The organism is Streptomyces sp. PU-14G (genome assembly GCF_041028275.1).
Taxonomy (GTDB): domain Bacteria; phylum Actinomycetota; class Actinomycetes; order Streptomycetales; family Streptomycetaceae; genus Streptomyces.
Genome location: NZ_JASKYT010000738.1, coordinates 1 through 973, shown reverse-complemented (window position 1 = coordinate 973; position 973 = coordinate 1). Strand labels below are relative to the sequence as shown.

The following is a 973-nucleotide window of genomic DNA, read 5'->3' as shown; positions in this document are numbered from 1 at the left end:
CGACGGGTAGGCGGTCGGAGGCGGGTGGGTCGGAGGGTCGGGTGCGGGGCGTCCTCGGGCTGTCGGTAACCTGAGCGCGCACGCCAAGCCCATCCGTACGCGACCGGCAACGCTCCGGAGCCTCCCGTGCTCAGCAGCGTGCCGCCGCCCTGGCCCGCCAAGGAGTTGCCGCCGCCGTGAGCAGCAGCCTTCGTCGCGGCACCCTCGCCGCCACCACCCTCGCGCTCGCCGCCGTCTCGCTGACCGCCTGTGGCGCGGGGAACGACGCGCAGACGCTGGAGATCAAGCCCGACAACGCGGCGACGCGCGTCGGGGACATCAAGATCCAGAACGCCAACGTCGTGACCGGCACCCACGGCACCGGCGAAGCGACCGTCACGGCGCGGATCTTCAACAACGGCAACAAGGACCAGACCCTCAAGGGTGTTTCGGTCAGCGGCTCCCGCGCCGAGCTCAGCCCGGCCAAGGGTGAGAAGAAGCTCGTCGTGCCGGCCGGTGGCTCGCTGGAGCTCGGCGGCAAGGGCGAGGCCTCGGCGCTGCTCACCGACGCGAAGCGGGCGGGCGTCAAGGACGGCAACGCCCAGCCGGTCACCTTCGACCTCAGCCGCACCGGTGCCGTCAAGCTGAAGGCCGCGGTCTTCCCGGCCGAGGGCACCTACAAGTCGGTGGGCCCGAGCTCGTCGCCGTCCAGCCAGGCCCCGAAGCCGGGCGCTTCGGCGTCGTCCTCCGAGTCCCCCGGGTCCTCCGAGTCCGCCGGTCCCGGCGACAAGCCGGGCGAGGAGGGCCGGTCCGCCTCCGGGGGCCCGCAGGAGCAGGGCGAGCAGGGCGGCCAGGGGCAGCCTTCGGACTCCGCCTCGTCGGCCGCGGGCGCCACCGAGCAGGGCGGCGGCGCGCACGCCGGGCACTGAGCCGCACCTCCACGCGACGGGAGGCCGCACCCCCGGCGGGGTGCGGCCTCCCGTCGTCTGGGGGG

General features: G+C 74.7%; 1 protein-coding gene. It reads left to right on the top strand.

All coding sequences use genetic code 11. The features are described from left to right. Positions 1-176 precede the first annotated feature (176 nt). Positions 177-908, top strand: coding sequence for a DUF461 domain-containing protein (locus AB8Z75_RS35070; RefSeq protein WP_369209202.1), 732 nt, complete (start codon positions 177-179; stop codon positions 906-908). Positions 909-973 lie beyond the last annotated feature (65 nt).